Genomic DNA, 16,450 nt, shown 5'->3' with positions numbered 1-16,450 from the left:
ACCCGGGCCCCTCACCCGTACCGTCGGCCGTGTCCGGCCGCCTAAGCCGCTCACGTCGTGCGACGCCGGCGCGCACCCGGCCGGCGCTCGCTCGGGCGGAACACCGTCTCGCCGGCCGCCTTGGCCGCCTCGCGGCGCGCCGCGCCGTACTCGGCGAGGGCCTCGGCCAGCTTCGACACCGACGGCTCCGGGGAGAGGACGTCGACCCGCAGGCCGTGTTCCTCCGCGGTCTTGGCCGTCGCCGGGCCGATACAGGCGATCACCGTCACGTTGTGCGGCTTGCCCGCGATGCCGACCAGGTTGCGGACGGTCGAGGACGACGTGAAGAGCACGGCGTCGAAGCCGCCGCCCTTGATCGCCTCACGCGTGTCCGCCGGCGGCGGCGACGCCCGCACGGTCCGGTAGGCGGTGACGTCGTCGACCTCCCACCCGAGCTCGATCAGCCCGGCCACCAGCGTCTCCGTGGCGATGTCCGCCCGCGGCAGGAAGACGCGGTCGATCGGGTCGAAGACCGGGTCGTACGGCGGCCAGTCCTCCAGCAGCCCGGCCGCGGACTGCTCACCGCTCGGGACGAGGTCCGGCTTGACGCCGAACTCCACCAGCGCGGCCGCGGTCTGCTCGCCGACCGCCGCGACCTTGATGCCCGCGAAGGCGCGCGCGTCGAGCCCGTACTCCTCGAACTTCTCGCGGACGGCCTTGACGGCGTTGACCGAGGTGAAGGCGATCCACTCGTAGCGGCCCGTCACCAGGCCCTTGACCGCGCGCTCCATCTGCTGCGGGGTGCGCGGCGGCTCCACGGCGATGGTCGGCACCTCGTGGGGCACCGCGCCGTACGAGCGCAGCTGGTCGGAGAGGGAAGCGGCCTGCTCCTTCGTCCGCGGGACGAGGACGCGCCAGCCGAACAACGGCTTCGACTCGAACCAGGACAGGTCCTCGCGGCGCGCGGCGGCGCCGTGTTCGCCGACCACGCATATGACGGGGCGGGCGCCCTCGGGCGAGGGCAGTACCTTGCCCTGCTTGAACACCTGGGTGATCGTGCCCAGGGTCGCGGACCAGGTCCGCTGACGCGTCGTGGTGCCGGAGACGGTCACGGTGAGCGGGGTGTCGGGCTTGCGCCCGGCGCCCACCAGCTCGGCCGCGGCCGCGGAGACGGTCTCCAGGGTCGCGGAGACGACGAGGATGCCGTCGCTGGCGCCGACCTCGCTCCAGCAGCGCGCCGACGCGGTCCTGGCGTCCACGAACCGCACGTCCGCACCCTGCTTGTCACGCAGCGGGACACCGGCGTACGCGGGCACGCCGACGGCGGTCGCGACGCCGGGCACCACCTCGAAGGGGATCCCCTCGGTCGCGCACGCGAGCATCTCCTCGGCGGCGTTGCCGTCGAGTCCGGGGTCGCCCGTCACGGCACGCACGACCCGCCTGCCGGAGCGTGCGGCCTCCATGACAAGATTGGCCGCGTCCCGGATCACCGGGACCCCGGCGGCCGCTGACACTTCGTCAGCTACCGTCAGCTGCGGCGTGTCGACACCCGCCCGTGCATGCGTCCGTACGACTTCGAGCACCTCGGGCTCCGCGATCAGTACGTCCGCGGCGGCGAGCGCCTCGACGGCGCGCAGCGTCAGCAGACCCGGGTCGCCCGGGCCTGCGCCGAGGAAGGTGACGCGTCCGTGGGCGGCGACGGCCGGAAGAGCGGAGGTGGTCGGAATTGAGGGGTTCAAAGCGATCGCTCCCCCATCAGACCGGCCGCGCCCTTGGCCAGCATCTCGTCCGCGAGTTCGCGGCCGAGCGCCATGGCCTCGTCGTACGACTGGGGCACGGGACCGGTGGTGGACAGCTGCACCAGCGTCGCGCCGTCGAGGGTTCCGACGACGCCGCGCAGGCGCATTTCATTGACATTCCGTCCGTCGGCCAGCAGGTCGGCGAACGCGCCCACGGGTGCGCTGCAGCCGGCCTCCAGGGCGGCGAGCAGAGAACGCTCCGCGGTCACGGCGGCCCGGGTGTGCGGGTCGTCGAGCCGGCCGAGCGCGGCGATGAGGTCCGTGGAGGACGCGGGGCACTCCACGGCCAGGGCTCCCTGGCCGGGGGCGGGGAGGATGCTGTCGACGGACAGCAGGTCGGTGGCCTCGTCACCGCGGCCGATCCGGTTCAGGCCGGCGGCGGCGAGGACGACGGCGTCGAGTTCGCCGTCGTGGACGAACCCGATGCGGGTGTCGACGTTGCCGCGGATCGGGACGGTCTCGATCCGCTTGCCGAGCGAGCGCGCCAGGTGGTTCAGCTGGGCGGTGCGGCGCGGCGAGCCGGTGCCGATGCGGGCGCCGTCGGGCAGCTCCTCGAAGGTCAGGCCGTCGCGGGCGACGAGCGCGTCGCGGGCGTCCTCGCGCCGGGGCATGGCCGCGATGACGAGGTCGTCGGGCTGCGTGGTCGGCAGGTCCTTCAGGGAGTGCACGGCGAAGTCGACCTCGCCGCGCAGCAGCGCGTCGCGCAGGGCGGTGACGAAGACGCCGGTGCCGCCGATCTGGGCGAGGTGCTCGCGCGAGACGTCGCCGTACGTCGTGATCTCCACGAGCTCGACGGGCCGGCCGGTGATCGCCCGGACCGCGTCGGCGACGTGCCCCGACTGGGACATGGCCAGCTTGCTCCGCCGCGTACCGAGCCGCAGCGGCTGGTCGGGACGTGTGTTCATGATGCCCGTCCTGGGTCGTCGTCGTTCTTCGGATCGGCCGCGTCCGCCCGGCTGACGGAAGCAACCGTCCGAGGGTCGAGGTCGAAGAGTTCGCGCAGTGCGTCGGCGTACCCGGCGCCGCCGGGCTCGCTCGCGAGCTGCTTGACACGCACGGTCGGCGCGTGGAGGAGCTTGTCCACGACGCGGCGCACGGTCTGGGTGACTTCGGCGCGCTGTCGCTCGTCGAGGTCGGGGAGCCGTCCGTCGAGTCGGGCCACTTCCATGGCCACGACCTCGGCCGCCATGGCGCGCAGGGCGACGACGGTGGGCGTGATGTGGGCGGCCCGCTGGGCGGCGCCGAAGGCGGCGACCTCCTGGGCGACGATGGCGCGGACGGCGTCGACGTCGGCCGCCATGGGGGCGTCGGCGGACGCCTCGGCGAGGGACTCGATGTCCACGAGGCGGACGCCGGGGATCCGGTGCACGGCCGCGTCGATGTCCCTGGGCATGGCCAGGTCGAGCAGTGCGAGCCGGACGGCGGTCGCGTCGGTCCGCGTACGGCCGCTCCTGCGGGGCTGCCGGTGCGCGGCGGCCTCGCCCTGGTCGGCCCAGGTGCCGTGCAGTTCGAGGGAGTTGGCGTCGACCCCGGTCAGTGCGGCGCGTCCGTCGAGGCCCACGGGGCAGCCGTCGGTCTCGGGGGCGGCCGTGGTCCGCACGGCCCCGGCGTCGGCCAGCCGGGCGCCGGCCTCGGCGGCGGCGACCAGCCGGGCGAGCACATCGGCGTCCAGTCCGGCCACATCCGGCGCCGCCGGCGTCCGAGGCGCGGGGGTCCGGGGGCGGAGCCCCTGGTCGGCCTCGGGCGCGGCCCCGGCCTCTCCCTGTTCCGCCGGCGCGAGCCCACCCGCACCCCACGACACGGCGGCGAGCACGTCGTCGGCGGTCAGCACGAGCCCGGTGGCCCCGGTGCAGGACACCACCACGTCCACCCGGGTCAGCTCGTCGGCGACCTCCGCCATCGGGATGGCGTGCGCGGCGACGCCGGTGCCCGAGGCAACCAGAATTTCCGCGAGCCGCTCCGCCCGCTCCGCGGTCCGGTTGGCCACGACGACCTCGGCGACGCCGACCCGCGCGAGGGTGGCCGCGGCCAGCGAGGACATCGAACCGGCGCCGATCACCAGGGCCCGCTTGCCGGCGGCCCACTCGGCGACCGGGGTGCGCACGGCGAGCTGCTCCAGGCCGAAGGTCACCAGGGACTGGCCGGCGCGGTCGATGCCGGTCTCGGAGTGCGCCCGCTTGCCGACCCGCAGCGCCTGCTGGAACAGGTCGTTGATCAGCCGGCCGGCGGAGTGCAGCTCCTGTCCCAGCGCGAGGGCGTCCTTGATCTGGCCGAGGATCTGCCCCTCGCCCACGACCATCGAGTCCAGTCCGCACGCCACCGAGAACAGGTGGTGCACCGCCCGGTCCTCGTAGTGCACGTACAGGTACGGGGTGAGCTCCTCCAGCGCGACACCGCTGTGCTGGGCGAGCAGCGTGGACAGCTCGGCGACGCCGGCGTGGAACTTGTCCACGTCCGCGTACAGCTCGATGCGGTTGCACGTGGCGAGGACCGCGGCCTCGGTCGCCGGTTCGGCGGCGAGGGTGTCGTGCAGCAGCTTGGTCTTGGCGTCGGCCGACAGCGAGGCGCGCTCCAGCACGCTCACGGGTGCGCTGCGGTGGCTCAGCCCGACGACGAGCAGGCTCATGCCGGCATCACCGCCGGGACGTCGCCCTCGGGGCCGCCCTTGCGCGTTTCGGCGGCGGTGCGTCCGGCCGGCGGCACGACGGCCGCGGCGGGGGCGGCGCCGCCCACGGCGGAGCCGTGCTCGGTGGCCGACGCGGCGGCCTCCTCGCCGGCCTTGCGCTGCTCGTGGAAGGCGAGGATCTGCAGCTCGATGGAGAGGTCGACCTTGCGCACGTCGACGCCGTCGGGCACGGACAGCACGGTGGGCGCGAAGTTCAGGATGGAGGTGACGCCGGCCGCGATCAGCCGCTCGCTGACCTGCTGGGCGGCGCCCGCGGGCGTGGCGATGACGCCGATGGAGACGCCGTTCTCCTCGATGATCTTCTCGAGGTCGTCGGTGTGCTGGACGGCCATGCCAGCGACCGGCTTGCCGGCCATGGCCGGGTCGGCGTCGATCAGCGCGGCGACGCGGAACCCGCGCGCGGAGAAACCGCCGTAGTTGGCCAGGGCGGCGCCGAGGTTGCCGATGCCGACGATCACTACCGGCCAGTCCTGGGTCAGGCCGAGCTCACGGGAGATCTGGTAGACGAGGTACTCGACGTCGTAGCCGACGCCCCGGGTGCCGTAGGAACCCAGGTACGAGAAGTCCTTGCGCAGCTTGGCGGAGTTCACTCCGGCCGCGGCCGCGAGCTCCTCGGAGGACACCGTGGGCACCGATCGCTCGGAGAGCGCGGTCAGGGCGCGCAAGTACAGCGGAAGCCGGGCGACAGTGGCCTCGGGAATACCTCGGCTGCGGGTCGCCGGTCGGTGAGTTCGGCCAGTTGCCACGATGCTCCTGCGGGATGAGCGGGGCTGCAGGCGGCCTCTTGTCCCAGGACCGCCCCGTCCACAGCAGGCTATGCCTTTGTGAACGCGTGCACAAAGATTGTGTCCGCTTTGTCCGTCCAAAGTGACCGGGGTCACGCGACATCGGCACGCAATCCCGGAACCGACGGCACGCCGAACCCGTTCAAATACCAAAGGGGGCAAAACCGTGCACACTCCTCACAGATACGCCCCCAGACCCCACAAATCGCCCATGATGGTAGCCGGGCAGCGGGTCAGCCTCCCAATGCCCGCCGCAGCCGGTCCGGGTTCACCCGCCAGAAGGTGTGCTGCTCGCCGTCAACCAGGACCACCGGAATCTGTTCCCAGTGGAGCCGGTAGAGCTCCTCGTCCTGGGAGATGTCCTTCTTCTCCCACCGAGCCCCGGTCTCGGCGCACACCTTCGCGACGACCTCCTCGGCCTCGTCGCACAGGTGGCACCCCGGCTTCCCGATGAGCGTCACCATGCGCTCGCCCGGACTCTTCTTCTCTTTACGGCGCAGCAAAGGGCTCATGCACCCCATTCTCCCGCGCCCCCGACGCCCGTCCCCGGTGCCCTGGGGCGTCGCGCAGAGTTAACGCCTCCGTTTCCCACCGGTTCGGGAACTCCCGAACACAGTGGCTATGCTCGCGTCATGGCCGCTCTCGGATGGCTCCCCTCTCGTCGGCGCTCCGCCACGGCACGCAGCGTGCTGGCGGGCGAGGCCTCGGCAGAAGCCGCCCGCAAGACCGCGCTGACCGGGGACGACGGGCCCGCCGAGGTCGCAGCCGGTGCGCGCGACGCCGACCGCCTCGCCGCACGGGCGGCCGCCGAAGGGCCCCCGGAGCCCGTCTTCCCGGTCGCCGGCGACGACCTCGCCGCCGCCTTCTTCGACCTCGACAACACCGTCATGCAGGGCGCCGCGATCTTCCACTTCGGCCGCGGCCTCTACAAGCGCGAGTTCTTCAGGCGCCGCGAGCTCGCCCGTTTCGCCTGGCAGCAGGCCTGGTTCCGGCTCGCCGGGGTCGAGGACCCCGAGCACATGCAGGACGCCCGCGACAGCGCCCTGTCCATCGTCAAGGGCCACAAGGTCTCCGAGCTCATGGCGATCGGCGAGGAGATCTACGACGAGTACATGGCCGAGCGGATCTGGCCGGGCACCCGCGCCCTGGCCCAGGCCCACCTCGACGCCGGGCAGAAGGTGTGGCTCGTCACGGCCGCCCCCGTCGAGACCGCCACGATCATCGCCCGCCGGCTGGGCCTGACCGGCGCCCTGGGCACCGTCGCGGAGTCCGTCGACGGCGTCTACACCGGGCGGCTGGTCGGCGAGCCGCTGCACGGCCCCGCCAAGGCCGAGGCGGTCCGCGCCCTGGCCGCCGCCGAAGGCCTCGAACTCGAACGCTGCGCCGCCTACAGCGATTCGCACAACGACATCCCGATGCTGTCCCTCGTCGGACACCCGTACGCGATCAATCCCGACACAAAACTGCGCAAGCATGCCCGGACCAACGACTGGCGGCTGCGCGACTATCGGACCGGCCGCAAGGCCGTGAAGGTCGGCGTCCCGGCGGCCGCCGGCGTCGGCGCGATCGCGGGCGGCACGGCCGCCGCGATCGCCCTGCACCGCCGCCGCAAGTAGCCGCTCCGGGCCCCGGCCCAGGCCACAGCGCGGCCACGGCGCGACCCGGGGACCCGGCCGCGCGCCCACGTCCCGACCCGGGCATTCGCTCACCTCTACCCGCGCCCCGGGCGCGGCACTCCGCGCTGCCCGACTCGGTCGTGGCCCCCTTGGGAAGCGTCCATTCCGTGCACTGAAGCGATCAAGAATCGATCACCAACCGCGACCGAATATGCCCTGGACACACAACAGAAGTGTCGGAACCGGTGATTTGTGCAACTGGGTGTAGCGCTGCCTGTACGAAGCGTTATTCTCCTCAAACGCATGCCACCGGCCATCTGTCGCCACGACGGGTGAACGGTCCCGCACTGCACGTGATGGAAGCTCTGCCTCTGGGAGTCCCGTGTACCCACCTGTCGGGGTTGACGCCTCGGGCCTGGCTCAGCTGCGCGCAACGGTCCTCGACCACCTGCGCGGCTTCGTCCCCACCGCGTACACCGCCCCCGCCTTCGCCGCCGCGGTTCCAGCCGGCCTCGGCCCGGCCGGTCCCTGCTACGCCCTGACCGACGGCGGGGCGACGGTGGGCAGACGAGGTCGCGCGGCCGCCGGCGGCTCGAACGGCGCGGGCGGCACGAGCACCCAGGCCGCCCCCCGCCGCCCCCTGGCGGACAGCGACCAGGCCCGCATGATGGACCTGGTCGAACGCGCCCAGGCCGGAGAGGCCGAGGCCTTCGGCCGCCTCTACGACCAGTACAGCGACACGGTCTACCGCTACATCTACTACCGGGTCGGCGGCAAGGCGACCGCGGAGGACCTCACCAGCGAGACGTTCCTGCGCGCCCTGCGCCGCATCTCCACCTTCACCTGGCAGGGGCGCGACTTCGGCGCCTGGCTCGTGACGATCGCCCGCAACCTGGTGGCGGACCACTTCAAGTCCAGCCGCTTCAGGCTGGAGGTCACCACCGGGGAGATGCTCGACGCCAACGAGGTGGAGCGCAGCCCCGAGGACTCCGTCCTGGAGTCCCTCTCCAACGCGGCCCTGCTGGAAGCCGTACGGAAACTCAATCCGCAGCAGCAGGAGTGCGTGACCCTGCGCTTCCTGCAGGGCCTCTCGGTCGCCGAGACGGCCCGGGTGATGGGGAAGAACGAGGGCGCCATCAAGACGCTCCAGTACCGGGCGGTCCGCACCCTGGCCCGCCTCCTCCCCGAAGACGCCCGCTGACGGACCCGCCCAGACACCACCACTCGACCTCACATCCGGTGACCCCACGATGACGCTGTGGTCCGATCATCCTTCGTCCGTAACCCAACTGCCGCGACGCTCGTTGTGCGGAATGCAGGCTCCCTGTGGACACGCCCTGCCCGAAGCCGCTCACTCGAAAGTGTGGATGTGCTCAAGGAAGGCAACCTTCCGGACACCTTGGGGAGTCGATCGTCATGACGAGAGGAGGTGCCGCCAGTGATCGCGAACGTGACCCCGCACCGGCGGGCGAACGCCTTCGCCCAGGCCCTGGAGGATCGGAACCCATCCGATCCTTCGGAACCGGACCCGGCGGCCGAGCAGTCCGAGGCACCTGCCGAATCTGCTGACCACGACCGGTTGTTGGCCCTGGCGAGCGTGCTCGGCGAACGAATGCCGCGCCCAGTGCTGGACCCCGAGGTCAAAGTGGTGCAGCGAGCCCAGCTCGTTGCCGCCATGGAGGCCATGGTGCTGGAGGAGAGGGCCGGGGGCGGTGCCGCCTCGGACCCTCAGGTGCCCGAGCAGCGGACCGGCCGCGGCGCCCACCGGGCGACCCCGCTCCGGAAATTGCGGCCCCGCTCCCGCTGGTCCAAGGGCATCGCAGCGGGCGGTCTCACCGTGGGTGTAGCCGCAGGGGCCTTCAGCGGAGTGGCCGCTGCCAGTTCCGACGCCCTGCCGGGTGACCACCTCTACCCCGTGAAGCGGGGCATGGAGGACCTGAAGCTGGGCATGGCCGACGACGACGCGGAGCGCGGCGAGCTCTATCTCGACCGGGCCTCCAACCGCCTGTCGGAAGCCCGCCGGCTGATGGAGCGCGGCCGGACCGGCACCCTGGACCACGAGTCCTTGGGCGCGATCCGCCGGGCGCTCTCCGGCGTCAAGCACGACGCGGAAGAGGGCCACCGCCTCCTCCAGGCCGCCTTCGACCGGGACGGCTCCCTCGGCCCGATCCAGACGCTGTCGTCGTTCTCCCGCTCCCACCGCGACGCCTGGGGCAAGCTGCGCCAGAAGCTGCCCGTGCAGCTCACCGACGTCGGCGGCGAAGTGGACTCGGTCTTCCAGGCCATAGACGAAGACGTGGCACCGCTCCAGAGCCTGCTGCCCAAGCCGCCCGAGCAGCCCCGCGGCAGCACCGGCTCGTCGGGCTCCCCCGCCCAGCCGGCAGCACCCGGCGGTGCCAAGCAGTCCGCGCCCGCCGCGGGCACCCCGTCCGGCAGCGGCCCCGCGCCGTCCCCCTCGGGCAGCACCCGGCCGCCGGCCGACGGTGGCCTCCTCGGCGGTACGGGCGATCTGCTCAACCCGCCCGCAGGCCAGTCGGCACAGCCCCCCGCGGGCACCCCCGAGGAGCCGAAGCCGGACATCACCCTCCCGCCCCTGCTCCCGGGCCTCCTGCCGGGCCTCGGCCTCGGCGCGGAGGACACGGAGTAGGGACACTGGCGCAGAAAAGTGGTGGGCCGGGCCGTACGGCCCGGCCCACCACCGTCAGAAGAACACCGACCTGCGCTGCACCAGCAGCTTGTACAGCGTGTGCTGGATCTGCTCGCGCACCTGGTCCGTCAGGTTGAACATCAGCATCGGGTCCTCCGCCGCCTCAGGGGCGTACCCGTCGGTCGGAATCGGCTCACCGAACTGGATCGTCCACTTCGTCGGCAACGGCACCGCCCCCAGCGGCCCCAGCCACGGGAAGGTGGGCGTGATCGGGAAGTACGGGATCCCCAGCAGCCGTGCCAGCGTCTTCGCGTTCCCGACCATGGGGTAGATCTCCTCGGCCCCCACGATCGAGCACGGAACGATGGGCGTCCCCGCCCGCAGCGCCGTCGACACGAACCCGCCCCGCCCGAACCGCTGGAGCTTGTACCGGTCCCCGAACGGCTTCCCTATCCCCTTGAAGCCCTCCGGCATCACGCCGACCAGCTCCCCGGCCTCCAGCAGCCGCTGCGCGTCCTCCGCGCACGCCAGGGTGTGCCCGGCCTTGCGGGCCAGCTCGTTCACCACCGGCAGCATGAACACCAGGTCCGCCGCCAGCAGCCGCAGGTGACGCTCCGCCGGGTGGTGGTCGTGCACGGCCACCTGCAGCATCAGCCCGTCCAACGGCAGCGTCCCGGAGTGGTTCGCCACGATCAGCGCACCGCCCTCGGCCGGGATGTTCTCGACGCCCTTCACCTCGACCCGGAAGTACTTGTCGTACAACGGCCGCAGGAGGGACATCAGGACCTGGTCCGTCAGCTCCTTGTCGTAGCCGAAGTCGTCGACCTCGTACTCCCCGGTGATGCGCCGGCGCAGGAAGGCCAGCCCGCCGGCGATCCGCCGGTCCCAGCCGTCACCGCGCCCGGCCGCAGGCGCCGGGGCCGCCCCGGGCTCCGGCGCGGCCGCGACCGGCTGCTGCTCCACCGGTGCCGGAACAGCCCGTACCCGGCGGGGCGTCCGCCGGCGCGGCCGGTCCTCGTCGAACGGAATGACCTTGGCGTCCGCCACTATCGTCTCGCTCCTTCTACCGTGTCGACGTCGTGCTGGGAGGCCTCCGCGTCCAGCATCGCCGCCACCCGGTCGACGGCGCGTCCGACCCGCTCGGGCGGCAGCAGGCCGTTGCCCCGGCTCCGTGCGAAGTCGGCGAAGGTCTCACTGGTCGTGTAGAGCGGCTCAAAGCCGAGGACCTCACGCATCTGCGTGGTCTCCACGACCCGGCCGTGCGTGAGCAGCCTCATCTGCTCCGGCGAGAAGTCGGTGGCCCCGACCGCCCGCAGCGCGGACCCCAGCCAGGTGAGCGCGGGCAGCAGCAGCGGCAGCGTGGGCCGCCCCAGCCGTCGCGAGCACTGCGACAGCAGCAGCACGCCGTCACCCGCGATGTTGAAGGTGCCGCTGTTCAGCGTCCCGCGCCGGGGCTCCTGCGCGGCCAGCCGCAGCACTTCCATCACGTCGTCCTCGTGGACGAACTGCAGCCGCGGGTCGTAGCCCAGCACGGTCGGCATCACCGGCATCGAGAAGTACTCGGCCAGCGCCGAATCGGCGAAGGGCCCGAGGATGTTCGCGAAGCGCAGCACGCACACCGCGACGTCCGGCCGCCGGCGCGCGAAGCCCCGTACGTACCCCTCGACCTCGGCGGCGTCCTTGGCGAAGCCGCCCGACGGCAGCGACTTCGGCTGCGTCGTCTCGGTGAAGACGGCCGGATCCCGCGGGGCGCCCCCGTACACGCTGGTACTGGACTTCACCACGAGCCGCCGGACGGTCGGCGACTTCTGGCAGGCTCCCAGGAGCTGCATCGTCCCGATGACGTTCGTCTCCTTGACGGCGCTGTGCGCGCCGCCCGCGACCGGCCGGCCGCCCGTGACCGCCAAGTGGACCACCGTGTCCACGGCGTGCTCGGCCAGGACCCTGGCGATCGACGACTGCCTGATGTCCGCACGGACGAACTCCGCCGAACCCAACCGGTGCGGCGGCGTCACCGCGTCGACCGCGATCACCCGCTCGACCTCCGGGTCGCGCTGGATACGGCGCACGAAGCGGCCGCCCAGCTGCCGGGCAGCCCCGGTGACGAGCACGACCTTCCCCACGAGCTCAGCGCCTCCCTCGAAGAAGTACCCGGCTGCACCGCAGCCCCTCCACCAAGAATGGTGGAGGGGCTGCGGAGAACACGTACAGCTGCCGTTTACTTCTTGTTACGGCGCTGGACGCGGGTGCGCTTGAGCAGCTTGCGGTGCTTCTTCTTAGCCATCCGCTTGCGCCGCTTCTTGATAACAGAGCCCACGACTACCCTCGCTCACTTCTCTTCACTGGTGCGGGGCGTCTGGGCCCACACGACCTACGTCGGCCTAGCCTACCCGCCCGAGCGACGAGCCCGTAATCCGAGTGCTTCCCAGGGGTTACGAAGGCGTCAGGGTCCGTCAGTCTCAGGCCGACTCCACCCCCACATAGGACTCCCGGAGGTACTCGTGGACCGCGTTCTCGGGGACCCGGAAGGACCGGCCCACCCGGATCGCGGGCAGATGACCGTTGTGCACCAGCCGGTACACGGTCATCTTCGACACTCGCATCACCGAGGCGACCTCCGCCACGGTCAGGAACTGAACCTCACTGAGAGGCCTCTCGCCAGCAGCCATGACACACCTTGACCTTCCGCGCATGACGGGCACCGGCTTCCCCTCCGGTTACTCCTCGTCGTCGCACGCTCACTCCCCAGAGTAGGGGCGCGTGATACGAGTGGGGAAGAGGAGCTACGGCCACTCCTGTCGGCCCGTCAGACCCGCCCGGCCCAACACGTACCGGGCAAGCGGATGGTAGTAGTCCGATCGCACCGCGTCATCAAGCGGAACGGCCACGGACACCCGGCCCTCGGCCTCCCCGACGAACAGCGCCGGATCGTCCGTATCGGCCAGCCCGATCGCCTCCACCCCCAGCTGACCTGCACCGCAGACCCACCCGTGGTCACCCACCACCAGGTCCGGAAGCGGTCCGCCGGCCTCCGCGAGGGCCCCCAGCGCCACCCGAACCGGCAGGGGCGAATGGCTGTGCACGCCGGTCGCACTCCCCGGCGTCCGCACGCCGGGCTCCCGCACCAGTGCGACCCCCCGTACGTAGGCGATGCACTGCGTGCGTACGCCGAACCGGGTCGCCATGTCGACACGCGTCCCCTGCGCCGGGGTGAGGACAACACATCCCGCCGCCGACAGCGCATCGGCCAAACAGGCGTAGAAGCCTAAGAGCCGATGCGGATGACCGGTCCCGAACAGCACGTGCGACCGCGCCCCCGCCGCCTCCCCCAACCGCCCCGCGAACGCCTCCAGCGCCGCCACCGTCCGCTCCGGATCGATCACGTCCGGCCCGCTGACGTGCGAAGGGTCCGCAGAGACACCGCACTTGTCCGCCATCAGCCCCAGCAGGTCGCCCTCGCCCCAGCCCCGCTCGGGATCCAGCCCCAGCAGCACCCGCGGGTCCCGCGCGGCGAACAGCCGGTAACTGCGCAGGCTCTCCTCCCGCGAGGTGGCGACGGGCCCGGCCAACCGGGCGGCCAGCAGATGCGCACGCAACGCGCCGGTGCTCAACACCCTCCGATGCTCCCCCACCGCATCTGGCTGGTCATCAATTCAACGAAACAGCCCCACAGTTGGCGTAACGATGCTGCACGACCCGCACCCGTCCGTCAGGTCAGCATGCCGCGCAGCGGGAACACCGCCCGCCGCGTCGCGAGAACGGCCTGATCCGTGCGGTCCGCCGGATCGTAGCCCTCCTCCCAGTCCCGCCACGACGGACTGCGCCCGTCCGTCATCCGCCCCGGCGCCAACTGACGCGTCCGCGCGTACACCTCGTCCCGCCAGGACGCCGGGATCGCCGTCCCCGGCTCCACGGGCCGGTGCGCGGCGATCGCCACCAGGTGCGTCCACGACCTCGGTACGACGTCCACCACCGCGTACCCGCCACCGCCCAGTGCCAGCCACCGCCCGTCCGCGTACGTGTGCGCCAGCCCGTGACAGGCCTCCTGCACGGCCCGCTGGGCGTCCAGCGACACCGCCAGGTGCGCGAGCGGATCCTCGAAGTGGGTGTCGGCCCCGTGCTGCGTCACCAGCACCTGCGGACGGAAGTCCGCCAGCAGCTCCGGCACCGTCGCGTGGAACGCCCGCAGCCACCCCTCGTCGCCGGTGCCGGCGGGCAGCGCCACGTTCACCGCCGAGCCCTCCGCCGCCGCGCCCCCGGTCTCCTCCGGCCAGCCGGTCTGCGGGAACAGCGTCCGCGGGTGCTCGTGCAGCGACACGGTCAGCACCCGCGGGTCGTCCCAGAAGGCCGCCTGCACGCCGTCCCCGTGGTGGACGTCCACGTCCACGTAGGCGACACGCTCCGCACCCAGCTCCAGCAGCCGGGCGATCGCGAGCGAGGCGTCGTTGTACACGCAGAAGCCGGCCGCCCCGCCCGGCATGGCGTGGTGCAGCCCGCCGGCGAAGTTGACGACGTGCTCGGCCTCGCCGCGCCAGATCGCCTCCGCACCGGCCACCGACTGTCCGGCGATCAGCGCCGACGCCTCGTGCATGCCGCGGAAAGCCGGATCGTCCATCGTGCCCAGCCCGTACGAGCCGTCCGCGGCGTCCGGGTCCGCCGACACCTCGCGCACCGCGGCGACGTAGTCCTCCCGGTGCACGAGCCTCAGCGTCGAGTCGCCGGCCGCGGGGGCGGCCCGCACCCGCATCGCCCGGTCCAGCCCGAAGGCCCGTACCAGGCCCATGGTCAGCGCCAGACGCACCGGGTCCATCGGATGGCTCGGCCCGAAGTCATACCCCGTTACCGCCTCGTCCCACATCAACAGCCCGGTCACCGGCTCGCCGCTCATGGTCGACACCGTATCGGGCGCCGTCCGGCCCGAACGAGCGGGCATGCACCAGCGTGATCAGCACCAGGACCATCGGCACCAGCATCGCCCCCCTGTAGCTCCACGCGCCACCGATCGCGCCGACGAGCGGCGAGCCGACCAGGAACCCGACGTAGTTGAAGATGTTCAGCCGCGCGACCGCCGTGTCGGAGGAACCGGGGAACAACCGCCCGGCGGGCGCGAAGGTCTGCGGCACGATCACGCACAGCCCGAGCCCCAGGAGGGTGAAACCGAGCATCCCCGCCCACACCTCCGGCGCCGCCGCGACCACCGCGAACCCCGAGGCGGCCAGCAGCGTCCCGGCGCGGACCACGGCCACGGCCCCGAACCGGCGCACGCCGAGGTCCCCGACGGCCCGCCCGACGAGGGTCGTCACCATGTACACGTTGTAGGGGACGGTGGCCGTCTGCTCCGAGCTGCCGAGGACGTCCTGGAGGTACTTGGCACTCCAGTTCGCCACCGTCGAGTCCCCGATGTACGCGCACGCCATCACCAAGCACAGCGGCAGCAGCGCCGCGAACCCGCCGCCGCCCAGACCCTTCTCCGCCGCGCCCTGCGCAGCGGCGCGGTCCGTCCGGTCGACGTAGAAGCGGCTGCCCAGCAGCACGAGCGGCACCAGCACGACGACGGCGGGCGCGTAGCCGGCGAACAGGCTCAGCCGGGCCTGCGCCCCGTACCAGGCAGCCGACGCCCCCAGAATCCCCCCGAGGCTGTACCACGCGTGGAAGCCCAACATGATGCTGCGGCCGTACGTCCGCTGGAGGCTGACGCCGAGCATGTTCATCGAGGCGTCCAACGCCCCCACCGACAGCCCGAACGCCCCCAGGGCCACCGCGACATGCCACAGCTGCTCGCCGGCGCCCACACCGAGCAGGGACAGCAGCACCAGCGGCTGGGCCCACCGCAGTACGACGCTGGGCGCGACCCGCTCGACCAGGTGCTCGGTGCCGACGCTGGCCACGCCGGCGAGGACCGGGACGGCCGCGAGGAAGAGGGGCAGCAACCCGTCGGATATCCCGTACCGGTCCTGGATGGCCGGGATCCGGGTGACGAGCAGGGCGAAGGTGACACCCTGCGCGAAGAAGCTGAACCCCAGGGCGCCACGGCCGCGGCGCAGCCGCACATCATCCGTCATGGCGGGCCAGCGTAGGCCCAGGGACTACCCGTGGGTAGAGAGATCACACGGGCAGTTGCAGGAGCAGCGGGAGCTGCATCATGTCGCCGAAGTACCCGGTGGCACCGGGGAGCTCGTCCGCAGGCAGCAGCGCGGTGTAGCCGTACACGTCCATCCCCGCGGCCGCCGCCGCCCGGACCCCGCGGGGGCTGTCCTCGATGACGACGCACCGCGCCGGTTCCACACCCATCGACCGTGCGGCGTGCAGGTACAGGTCGGGGGCCGGCTTGCCGAGGGCCACATCGTCCGCGCTGAAGATCCACTCCTCCTCGAACCATCCGTCGAGCCCCGCCACCCGGTGACCCACCCGGATCCGCTCGTGCCCGCCGGCGGACACGAGGCAGTAGCCGGTTCCGGTGGCGGTGAGCGCACCGAGGACCTCTTCCACTCCGGGAACGGGCTTCAAGTCCTTCTCGAACGCGGCGCAGATCCGCGCGTGCAGGGTCTCGTCGAAGTCCGCCGGCAGCTGCTCACCGGACCGCTCCAGGACGAGCTCGTGCACGCGGCGCACGGAAGCCCCCATGTAGTCGCGGACCGACTCCTCGTAAGTGGTCGGGTGCCCCAACTCGGTCAGGTACCCGGCGAGGACGTCGTTGGCGAGCGGCTCGCCGTCCACCAGCACGCCGTCGTTGTCGAAGATGACAAGGTCGTAGCCCATACCCCCACATTACGGAGCAAGGCCATCCGGCACGGTTCCGCCGTGCCCACCCCGGCGCCGGGTCACCCGACCGGCCCGTGAACGCAGAAAAGCCCCGCACCAGAAGGTGCGGGGCTTTCCCACAATGATTGTTCGGCGGCGTCCTACTCTCCCACAGGGTCCCCCCTGCAGTACCATCG

Annotated in this window: 16 protein-coding genes; 3 read left to right on the top strand and 13 right to left on the bottom strand. The window is 72.1% G+C overall.

The annotated features are described in order from the left end of the window. Window positions 1–50: 50 nt before the first annotated feature. The 5 genes from IF89_RS0125375 to IF89_RS0125355 all read right to left on the bottom strand — a co-directional run bounded on the left by IF89_RS0125375 (window position 51) and on the right by IF89_RS0125355 (window position 5,770). On the bottom strand, window positions 51–1,718 hold the full coding sequence (locus IF89_RS0125375; RefSeq protein WP_030772526.1) for a uroporphyrinogen-III synthase: 1,668 nt from the start codon (window positions 1,716–1,718) through the stop codon (window positions 51–53). Next, a complete protein-coding gene (hemC, locus tag IF89_RS0125370) occupies window positions 1,715–2,683 on the bottom strand; it encodes a hydroxymethylbilane synthase (protein ID WP_030772524.1) in 969 nt (322 codons plus the stop codon). The genes IF89_RS0125375 and hemC overlap by 4 nt, the downstream gene beginning before the upstream one ends. Then, complete coding sequence (locus IF89_RS0125365) at window positions 2,680–4,404, bottom strand: glutamyl-tRNA reductase (RefSeq protein ID WP_030772521.1); 1,725 nt, start codon at window positions 4,402–4,404, stop codon at window positions 2,680–2,682. The genes hemC and IF89_RS0125365 overlap by 4 nt, the downstream gene beginning before the upstream one ends. Then, window positions 4,401–5,210 carry a redox-sensing transcriptional repressor Rex gene (locus tag IF89_RS0125360; RefSeq protein ID WP_030772518.1) on the bottom strand — a complete coding sequence of 270 codons (810 nt, stop codon included), beginning with the start codon at window positions 5,208–5,210 and terminating at the stop codon, window positions 4,401–4,403. The genes IF89_RS0125365 and IF89_RS0125360 overlap by 4 nt, the downstream gene beginning before the upstream one ends. 272 nt (window positions 5,211–5,482) lie before the next feature. Continuing rightward, window positions 5,483–5,770 (bottom strand): glutaredoxin family protein, encoded by a 288-nt coding sequence (locus tag IF89_RS0125355; RefSeq protein ID WP_063831342.1) that lies wholly within the window; start codon window positions 5,768–5,770, stop codon window positions 5,483–5,485. A 111-nt stretch (window positions 5,771–5,881) separates the two neighbouring features. Here IF89_RS0125355 and IF89_RS0125350 point away from each other — a divergent pair, with 111 nt between their 5' ends. From IF89_RS0125350 to IF89_RS0125340, 3 genes are all read left to right on the top strand, one after another. Continuing rightward, window positions 5,882–6,865 (top strand): HAD family hydrolase, encoded by a 984-nt coding sequence (locus tag IF89_RS0125350; protein ID WP_030772511.1) that lies wholly within the window; start codon window positions 5,882–5,884, stop codon window positions 6,863–6,865. 382 nt (window positions 6,866–7,247) lie between these two features. After that, complete coding sequence (locus IF89_RS0125345) at window positions 7,248–8,066, top strand: ECF subfamily RNA polymerase sigma factor, BldN family (protein WP_030772508.1); 819 nt, start codon at window positions 7,248–7,250, stop codon at window positions 8,064–8,066. Window positions 8,067–8,303: 237 nt separating this feature from the next. Beyond that, window positions 8,304–9,512: a DUF5667 domain-containing protein gene (locus tag IF89_RS0125340; RefSeq protein ID WP_030772504.1), complete on the top strand. Its 1,209-nt coding sequence runs from the start codon at window positions 8,304–8,306 to the stop codon at window positions 9,510–9,512. A 54-nt stretch (window positions 9,513–9,566) separates the two neighbouring features. Here the strand turns inward: IF89_RS0125340 and IF89_RS0125335 are convergent, their stop codons facing one another. From IF89_RS0125335 to IF89_RS0125305, 8 genes are all read right to left on the bottom strand, one after another. Further along, window positions 9,567–10,559: a lysophospholipid acyltransferase family protein gene (locus tag IF89_RS0125335; RefSeq protein WP_030772502.1), complete on the bottom strand. Its 993-nt coding sequence runs from the start codon at window positions 10,557–10,559 to the stop codon at window positions 9,567–9,569. Further along, entirely contained in the window at window positions 10,559–11,635 is a 1,077-nt protein-coding gene (locus IF89_RS0125330; protein ID WP_043194391.1) for an NAD-dependent epimerase/dehydratase family protein, read from the bottom strand. Before IF89_RS0125330 ends, IF89_RS0125335 begins: the two co-directional genes overlap by 1 nt. Window positions 11,636–11,730: 95 nt before the next feature. Further along, window positions 11,731–11,829 carry a 30S ribosomal protein bS22 gene (locus IF89_RS42375; RefSeq protein WP_003948845.1) on the bottom strand — a complete coding sequence of 33 codons (99 nt, stop codon included), beginning with the start codon at window positions 11,827–11,829 and terminating at the stop codon, window positions 11,731–11,733. Window positions 11,830–11,971: 142 nt separating this feature from the next. Beyond that, window positions 11,972–12,181 (bottom strand): helix-turn-helix domain-containing protein, encoded by a 210-nt coding sequence (locus IF89_RS0125325; protein WP_008738568.1) that lies wholly within the window; start codon window positions 12,179–12,181, stop codon window positions 11,972–11,974. A gap of 114 nt (window positions 12,182–12,295) precedes the next feature. Continuing rightward, window positions 12,296–13,126, bottom strand: coding sequence for a phosphatase (locus tag IF89_RS0125320; protein ID WP_030772499.1), 831 nt, complete (start codon window positions 13,124–13,126; stop codon window positions 12,296–12,298). 95 nt (window positions 13,127–13,221) lie between these two features. Beyond that, complete coding sequence (locus IF89_RS0125315; protein ID WP_043194393.1) at window positions 13,222–14,370, bottom strand: acetoin utilization protein AcuC; 1,149 nt, start codon at window positions 14,368–14,370, stop codon at window positions 13,222–13,224. After that, window positions 14,342–15,574 carry an MFS transporter gene (locus tag IF89_RS0125310; RefSeq protein ID WP_030772495.1) on the bottom strand — a complete coding sequence of 411 codons (1,233 nt, stop codon included), beginning with the start codon at window positions 15,572–15,574 and terminating at the stop codon, window positions 14,342–14,344. Before IF89_RS0125310 ends, IF89_RS0125315 begins: the two co-directional genes overlap by 29 nt. Before the next feature lie 43 nt (window positions 15,575–15,617). Beyond that, complete coding sequence (locus tag IF89_RS0125305) at window positions 15,618–16,271, bottom strand: HAD family hydrolase (protein WP_030772492.1); 654 nt, start codon at window positions 16,269–16,271, stop codon at window positions 15,618–15,620. Window positions 16,272–16,450 lie beyond the last annotated feature (179 nt).

It is taken from the genome of Streptomyces sp. NRRL F-2664 (genome assembly GCF_000719345.1).
Classification (GTDB): Bacteria; Actinomycetota; Actinomycetes; order Streptomycetales; family Streptomycetaceae; genus Streptomyces.
This window is presented reverse-complemented; position numbering and strand designations above follow the sequence as displayed.

What these genes read in the sequence shown, in the direction of transcription:
- hemC (WP_030772524.1), bottom strand. Translation starts at nt 2,683, where the DNA reads ATGAACACACGTCCCGACCAGCCGCTGCGGCTCGGTACGCGGCGGAGC.
- IF89_RS0125365 (WP_030772521.1), bottom strand. Translation starts at nt 4,404, where the DNA reads ATGAGCCTGCTCGTCGTCGGGCTGAGCCACCGCAGCGCACCCGTGAGC.
- IF89_RS0125355 (WP_063831342.1), bottom strand. Translation starts at nt 5,770, where the DNA reads ATGGGGTGCATGAGCCCTTTGCTGCGCCGTAAAGAGAAGAAGAGTCCG.
- IF89_RS0125350 (WP_030772511.1), top strand. Translation starts at nt 5,882, where the DNA reads ATGGCCGCTCTCGGATGGCTCCCCTCTCGTCGGCGCTCCGCCACGGCA.
- IF89_RS0125325 (WP_008738568.1), bottom strand. Translation starts at nt 12,181, where the DNA reads ATGGCTGCTGGCGAGAGGCCTCTCAGTGAGGTTCAGTTCCTGACCGTG.
- IF89_RS0125315 (WP_043194393.1), bottom strand. Translation starts at nt 14,370, where the DNA reads ATGTGGGACGAGGCGGTAACGGGGTATGACTTCGGGCCGAGCCATCCG.
- IF89_RS0125310 (WP_030772495.1), bottom strand. Translation starts at nt 15,574, where the DNA reads ATGACGGATGATGTGCGGCTGCGCCGCGGCCGTGGCGCCCTGGGGTTC.
- IF89_RS0125305 (WP_030772492.1), bottom strand. Translation starts at nt 16,271, where the DNA reads ATGGGCTACGACCTTGTCATCTTCGACAACGACGGCGTGCTGGTGGAC.